The 6,876-nt window shown below is 77.2% G+C and carries 6 protein-coding genes; 4 read left to right on the forward strand and 2 right to left on the reverse strand.

The features are described 5' to 3' along the window. Nucleotides 1-86 precede the first annotated feature (86 nt). Nucleotides 87-1,253 carry a serine hydrolase gene (locus MN205_RS07750; RefSeq protein WP_242125949.1) on the reverse strand — a complete coding sequence of 389 codons (1,167 nt, stop codon included), beginning with the start codon at nt 1,251-1,253 and terminating at the stop codon, nt 87-89. Nucleotides 1,254-1,718: 465 nt separating this feature from the next. Beyond that, complete coding sequence (locus MN205_RS07755) at nt 1,719-2,924, reverse strand: cystathionine gamma-synthase (RefSeq protein WP_242125951.1); 1,206 nt, start codon at nt 2,922-2,924, stop codon at nt 1,719-1,721. An 80-nt stretch (nt 2,925-3,004) separates the two neighbouring features. On the opposite strand from MN205_RS07755, the gene msrA reads away from it, so the two are divergent. From msrA to MN205_RS07775, 4 genes are all read left to right on the forward strand, one after another. Continuing rightward, on the forward strand, nt 3,005-3,676 hold the full coding sequence (msrA, locus tag MN205_RS07760; RefSeq protein WP_242125954.1) for a peptide-methionine (S)-S-oxide reductase MsrA: 672 nt from the start codon (nt 3,005-3,007) through the stop codon (nt 3,674-3,676). 96 nt (nt 3,677-3,772) lie between these two features. Next, nucleotides 3,773-4,558 (forward strand): response regulator transcription factor, encoded by a 786-nt coding sequence (locus MN205_RS21710; RefSeq protein WP_242125956.1) that lies wholly within the window; start codon nt 3,773-3,775, stop codon nt 4,556-4,558. Then, nucleotides 4,555-5,790, forward strand: coding sequence for an ATP-binding protein (locus MN205_RS07770; protein ID WP_242125957.1), 1,236 nt, complete (start codon nt 4,555-4,557; stop codon nt 5,788-5,790). The genes MN205_RS21710 and MN205_RS07770 overlap by 4 nt, the downstream gene beginning before the upstream one ends. Continuing rightward, on the forward strand, nt 5,787-6,866 hold the full coding sequence (locus MN205_RS07775) for a hypothetical protein (protein WP_242125959.1): 1,080 nt from the start codon (nt 5,787-5,789) through the stop codon (nt 6,864-6,866). Before MN205_RS07770 ends, MN205_RS07775 begins: the two co-directional genes overlap by 4 nt. Nucleotides 6,867-6,876: the final 10 nt, after the last annotated feature.

The raw sequence follows: 6,876 nt of genomic DNA on the forward strand, positions 1-6,876 counted from the left end.
GGACACGGTGCACCGAGCAACGGGCGGAGAGCCGGCCCAGCACCCCCACCGGCCCACCACGGCGACCACACGGACGGGACCAGAGCTCAGCGGAACGCCGCCCGCACGGAGTCGAGCACCGCGTTCGCCGCCGCGAGCGCCCCCTCCTCGTCGGAGGCGACACCCGTGGGCAGCGCCGTGACCGCGATCGTCACCGCGCGCCCGTCGTCGGTGGCGCCGCCGCGCGTCTCGAACCCGGGGATGTCCCCGCCGTGCCCCCACAGGAGCGTGCCGTCCGGCAGGGGTGAGCTGGACAGCCCCAGGCCGTAGCGGGCTCCCTCCCACAGGTCCGGGGACGGCACGGTGGTGCGCATCTGCTCCAGCGCCTGCGCCGACAGCAGTTCACCGGACAGCAGCGCGACCGTGAACCGGTTGAGGTCGCTGGGCGAGGCGACGAGCGCGCCGGCCGCCCACCCCCACGACGGGTCGAGCAGGGTGATGTCCCCCCAGGGCTGCGCGGCGGAGTCGCGGTGGAACGCCGCCGGGTGGGCCCCGCGGAAACCCTGTTCACCGGCGTGCGGGAAGAAGGTCTCGCACAGCCCCAGCGGCTCGGTGACCCGGGTCCGCACCAGCTCGGCCAGGGGCCGGCCGGCGACCCGCTGAGCGAGCAGCCCGGCGACCACGTAGCCGGTGTTGCTGTACGCCCACTCCTGCCCCGGCGCCGCCGTCGCGGGCTGCTCGGCGACGAGGTCGAGGAGCTGGCGCGGCTCGTAGTAGCGGTCGCGCAGCGCGAACCAGTCGGCGGTGCCGAAGTGGCCGGTGTAGTTCGGCAGGCCGGCGGTGTGCTGCAGGACCTGCCGCACCGTGATCTCGCGGCCGTCGCCGCCGGGGCCGCGCAGCAGCCCGGTCAGGTGCGCATCGACCGGTTCGTCGAGTCCGACGAGCCCCTCGTCGACGAGCTGCAGCACGATCGTCGCCACGTACGTCTTCGTGTTGCTGCCGACGCGGACGCGCCCGTCCACGGGCACCGGCCCGACGGAGCTCGCGGTGAGGTCGTGCACCCGCCCGTCGGCGTCGCGCACGCTCGCCAGCGCGGAGGGGAAACCCACCTCGTGCACGAGGCGGTCGAGGTGCTCCTGCAGCGGGTGGCGGCGCCGGCGCGGGGCGGCGACCACGGGCGGGGCCGCGGCGACGGCACCGGCGCCGAGGGCCGCTCCCCCGAGGACGCTGAGCACGGATCGGCGCGAGGGCGCGGGAGGGGTCGTGACGGTCACGTCGGGCTCCTGACGTCGGTGGGTGGTGTTCCCATCCGACCGGAGCGGGGCGTGGCGTTCGAGGGGGTGCGCGGGTGTCCCCGTGCGGGGGTTTCCCCTACCGGAGCGGGGTTCGCGCCCGGGTGGTGGGGTGGTCCTGCCGTCGGGCTCTCCGCCCGCTGCTCCTCGCCGCACCCCACCGACCAGCGCGGGGCGGGCTCCGGACGCCCGCCGACAGGACCACCCCACCATCCTCCGGCCTCACCCCACGCGGGGTCGGGTCCCCCGGCACGAGGATCACCGGAGCGGGCGGCAGGACGGTGGGGGTGCGGAGGCCGGCGTCCGGAGCCCGCCCCGCACGGTCACCGGGCACGGTGCACCGAGCAGCGGGCGGAGAGCCGGCTGCAGCACCCCCACCGGCCCACCACGGCGACCACGGCGACCACGGCGACCACGGCGACCACGCGGACGGCACCGGACCGGGGGTCAGCCCAGGGCGGTGGCGAGGTCCGCGATGAGGTCGTCGGCGTCCTCGAGGCCGACGGACAGGCGCACGAGGTCGTCCGGGACCTCCAGGAGGGAACCGGCGACGGAGGCGTGGGTCATCCGGCCGGGGTGCTCCACGAGGGACTCCACGCCGCCGAGGGACTCGGCGAGGGTGAACAGCTCGGTCCCCTTGCACACGCTCAGGGCGTCCTCGACGCTCGCGGTGCGGAAGGAGATCATGCCGCCGAAGCGGCGCATCTGCTTGACGGCGACGTCGTGGTTGCGGAACTCCGGCAGGCCCGGGTAGAGCACCTTCGTGACGCGCGGGTGGGACTGCAGGAACTCCACGATCCGCTCGGCGTTGTCGCAGTGCCGCTCCATGCGCACGGCGAGGGTCTTCAGGCCGCGCTGCACCAGCCAGGAGTCGAAGGGGCCGGGCACGGCGCCCATGGAGTTCTGGTGGAAGCCGATGCGCTCGGCGATCGTGCTGCCGCGGCCGTCGTCGCCGTCGCGCACGACGACGGCGCCGCCGACGACGTCGGAGTGGCCGCCTGCGTACTTGGTCGTGGAGTGCACGACGAGGTCGGCGCCCAGCAGCAGCGGGGTCTGCAGGTAGGGGGTGGCGAAGGTGTTGTCGACGACGAGCAGCGCACCGGCGGAGTGGGCGATCTCCGCGATGGCGGCGATGTCGCCGATCGTCAGCAGCGGGTTGGTGGGGGTCTCCAGCCACACCAGGCGGGTGCTGCCCGGGCGCACGGCCTCGCGCACGGCGTCGAGGTCGGCGAGGTCGGCGGGGGTGTGCTCCACGCCCCACGGCTCGGCGACCTTCTTCACCAGGCGGTAGGTGCCGCCGTAGGCGTCGTTCGGGATGACGACGTGGTCGCCGGGCTTCAGCAGCGCGCGCAGCACGGTGTCCTCGGCGGCCAGGCCGGAGGCGAAGGCGAACGCGGCGTCGCCCTGCTCCAGGGCGGCGAGCTGCACCTCCAGGGCGGTGCGGGTCGGGTTGCCGGAGCGGGAGTACTCGTAGCCGGTGCCCAGGCCGGTGCGCAGGCCGCCGACACCGTCCTGCTTGTACGTGGACACCTGGTAGATCGGGGTCACGACGGCGCCGGTGGCCGGGTCGGCCTCCTGGCCGGCGTGCAGGGCGCGGGTGGAGAAGCCGGGCGTCGCGGGGGTGCCGCCGGTGGGGCTGTCGGGAGTCGTCACGGTCCGCAAGCCTACGCAGCGCCGGGAAGCTCCCGTCGGCCCGCGCTGTTGGACGGGACACCACGAGGGAGGATCGCTCAATGCTGTTCGGCAACCCGTTCAAGACGCGCATGGTGACCGCTGACGAGGCCCTGGCGGGCTCGCCGGTCCGCCGCTTCGAGGTCCCGTCCACCCACGCCGTGCTCGGCACGCCGCTGGAGGGCCCCTGGCCCGAGGGGACCGAGGTGATCTCGTTCGCGATGGGCTGCTTCTGGGGTGCGGAGCGCATCTTCTGGCGTCAGCCGGGGGTGGTGACCACGGCCGCCGGGTACCAGGGCGGCTTCACGGAGAACCCGACGTACGAGGAGTCGGTGACGGGCCGCACCGGGCACGCCGAGACGGTGCTGGTCGCCTACGACCCGTCGGTGACGGGCCCGGAGCAGCTGCTGAAGGTGTTCTGGGAGAACCACGACCCCACGCAGGGCTACCGGCAGGGCAACGACCGCGGCACCGAGTACCGCTCGGCCGTCTACACCACGACGGACGAGCAGCGGGCAGCCGCGCAGCGCACCCGCGAGACGTTCCAGCGGGAGCTGACCGGGCACGGGCACGGGGAGATCACCACGGAGATCCGCCCGGCGAGCGAGGCGGGCCCGTTCTGGTACGCGGAGGAGCACCACCAGCAGTACCTGCACAAGGTCCCGAACGGGTACTGCAACCACGGCCCGAACGGTCTGACGTGCCAGATCGGCCTGGTCGGCACCGGGGAGTGAGCCGGTCGTGAACGGGCCGGGGGGCGGGCGCGTTCGTCGCGTGCAGGCTGACCGCTGTGGGCTGGCTAAGCTCCGCGGTCGAAGGAGGTCACTCGAGTGGAGCAGGACCCCGCACCGACCGCGTCCGGTGCTGCGCTGCGCGTAGCGGCCGTGGACGACCACCCGGCACTGCTGACGGGGCTGCGCGTGGAGCTCGCCGGCCACGGCGTGCAGCTCGTCGCGACCGCACCGACGGTGCCGGAGCTGCTGCGCGCCCTCGGCGGTGACGACGCCGACGGCACGGGCAGTGACGGCACGGGCGGTGACGGCACCGGCGGTGACGGCACCGGTGCCGCGCCGGTGGTGCTGCTGGACCTGCGCCTGGGCGACGGCTCCCGGCCGGCGGACAACGTCGGCGCGCTGCGGGGAGCCGGCAGCCGCGTCCTCGTCTACACCGAGGGCCGTCAGCACGCCGAGGCCTCCGAGGCCCTGCGCGCCGGTGCGCAGGGCGTGCTGCTGAAGGACCGTCCCGTGGCGACCCTGGCGGAGGCGCTGCGCGCGGTCGCCGACGGCGAGACGCTGCCGTCGGCGGAGACGGCCGCGGCGCTGCAGGGCGACGCCGACCTGGCCGGGCACCTGTCGCCGCAGGAGCGCCGCGTGCTGGAGCTGTACGCCGGGGGGATGCCGGCGCGCTCGGTGGCCCTGCGGCTGGGCGTGACGCTGGAGACCGCCAAGAGCTACCTCAAGCGCATCCGCGCCAAGTACGCCGCGCTGGACCGGCCCGCCTACACGCGCATGGAGCTGTACCGGCGCGCCGTGGAGGACGGCGTGCTCAGCCCCCTGCCCCCCGCCGCACCGCCGGCGGCGCCGCCCGGCGCGGGCGCTCCCCCGCCCGGCAGGTGACCGCCCGCAGCGGCCACCGCATCGTCGCGCTCGTGCTGGCGCTGGCGGTGCTGTCGCTGGTGCCGACGGTGGTCTCCGCCAGCGCGGGGCGGGGCCCGCGGCCCCCGGCGCCGTGGAGCGCGCCGGTGCTCACCGCCTACGCGGTGCTGCTGGTGCTGCTGCTGGCCCAGGCGGCGCACGGCCGCCCGCGGCCGTGGCTGCCGTGGGCGCTGGTGGTCCTGGGGGACGCGGCCCTGGCGACGTGGCCGCTGGTGGTGCCCGGGCGGGCGGAGCAGGCGCCGTGGGTGCTGGCGCTGTCGCCGCTGACCGTGGGTGCGGGGGCGGTGGCCGCCGGCCTGGGCACCGCGCTCGGCCTGGGCCTGGTGCACGTCGGCCTGCGCGCGCTGGTGCAGGTGGCCGGGGTGTGGGTGGTGCCGCCGGTGACGTTCGCCCTGGACGCCCTGCTGGTGCTCGTGGTCGTCCCGGCGGTGTGGGTGGCGGTGGCGGCCGTGCGCTCCTCGGGCGCCCGGCTGGAGCAGGCGCGGCTGCGCGCGGAGGACGCGGCGGCGCGCGGGTCCGCGGCGCGTGCGGCGGAGCTGGAGAACACCCGCTGGGACGCCATCGTCCACGACGACGTGCTGGCGGCCCTGACCACGACGGCGCAGGCGCAGGACCCGGCCGGGCGCGCCGAGGCGCGGGACGCGGCGCGCACCGCCCTGGCCCGCGTGGAGGGTGAGCGCCCGACGGTGCCACCGGCGGCGCTGCCGGTGGCGCGGGTGTGGGCGCAGGTGGCGCACGCCGTGCGGGACCTGCACCCGGGTGCGCTGCTGGACGGGCCGGGTGACGGGGGCGGCGGCGACGCGCTGGACCCCGAGGCCGCCGAGGCGCTGCGCACCGCGACCGCGGAGCTGGTGCGCAACGCCGTGCGCCACGGCGCCGACGGGACCGGCGCTCCCCCACCGCTGCGGGTGCGGGCGCGGGTGCGCGCCGGGACGGACGGGGGCCGGCTGCTGGTGGAGGTGCGGGACGCGGGACCCGGCTTCCCCACCCGCTCCCCCGCGGCCTGGCGCCTGGGGCTGGCGGTGTCGGTGCACGGCCGGGTGCGCGCCGTCGGCGGTGCGGCGTGCCTGCGTTCGTGGCCGGGGACGGGCACCTGCGTGCTGCTGTCCGTGCCCGTGCTTCCCGCGGCGTCCACCGGGGAGCTGTGCGAGGACGGCGGGGAGCTGCGCGGGGGCGGGGGGATCCGGCGGTGAGGGCGGTGCAGCGCGCCTGCGCCGCGGGGGCGGCGCTGTGGCTGGCCTCGCACGCCCCGCTGCCGGCGCTGCTGTCGCTGGACGTGCACCGCCTGCCCGCGCTGACGCTGCTGGCGGTGGCCGCCGTGCTGGCGGCGACGGCGCTGCTGCTGCGGCCGCTGCTGGGCGGGTCGACGCGTCTGGGGGCGGGTGCCGCCTGGGCGGCGGCCGCGGTGGTGCCGTTGTCCGGGCTGGCGGTGATGCCGTGGTTGCCGGTGACCGCGTGGCGCACCTACGCGAACTGGTGGCCGGGCGCGACGCAGGTGCTGGTGGTGGCGCTGGTGGTGCGCCGGCGGTGGCCGGCGGCGCTGGCGGCGGAGCTGGCGTCCGCGCTCGTCGTGGCGGTGCAGGTGCTGCGGTCGGGGGTGGAGGAGCCGGCCGCGTGGATCGCCGCCCTGGAGCAGCCGGCGCTGCTGTGGTTCAGCGCGGCGGTCGCGGTGCGCGCGCTGTTCGACCGCACCGCGCGCGAGGTGGCCCGCTACGAGGCGGTGGCCGCCCGGGCGGCGGCGGAGGAGGCCGCGGCCGGGGCGCGGGCGGGCAGCGCGCGGCAGCGCCGTGCGGAGCTGGACCTGGGGGCGCTGCCGCTGCTGCGGCAGGTGGCGGCCGCGGGGACCACCGACGAGCGCGCCTGGGCGCAGCTGCCGCGGGCGGCGGTGGGGCTGGAGCGCCGGCTGCGCGACGACCTGCGCGCGCGGGCCCTGCTGGACGCGCCGGTGCGTGCACGGCTGCGCGCGGCCCGCGCCCGCGGCTGCACCGTGGACGTGGTGGACGACCGTGCGGTGCGCGGCGGCGACGAGGAGTTCCTCGCGGGGGTCCGCGGGGTGCTGACGGTGGTGCTGCCGTCGTGCGCGGACGGCACGGTGACGCTGCGCCTGCCGCCGGGCGGGAGCCCGGCGACCCTGGCGGTGGAGGCGGCACCGGCGACCGCGGCCGCGGTGGCGTGGGCGCTGCAGGCGCGCCTGCCGGCGCACCTGGCCCTGGACGTGGACGTGGACGCGGTGGGCGGCTCGCTGTGGGCGGAGCTGCGGGCGCGCTGACGGCCCGCCG

It is taken from the genome of Kineococcus sp. TRM81007 (assembly GCF_022669155.1).
Lineage (GTDB): Bacteria > Actinomycetota > Actinomycetes > Actinomycetales > Kineococcaceae > Kineococcus.

Bases quoted from the DNA above. Each gene is read 5' to 3' on its own strand.
- msrA (WP_242125954.1), top strand. From the start codon at position 3,005: ATGCTGTTCGGCAACCCGTTCAAGACGCGCATGGTGACCGCTGACGAG.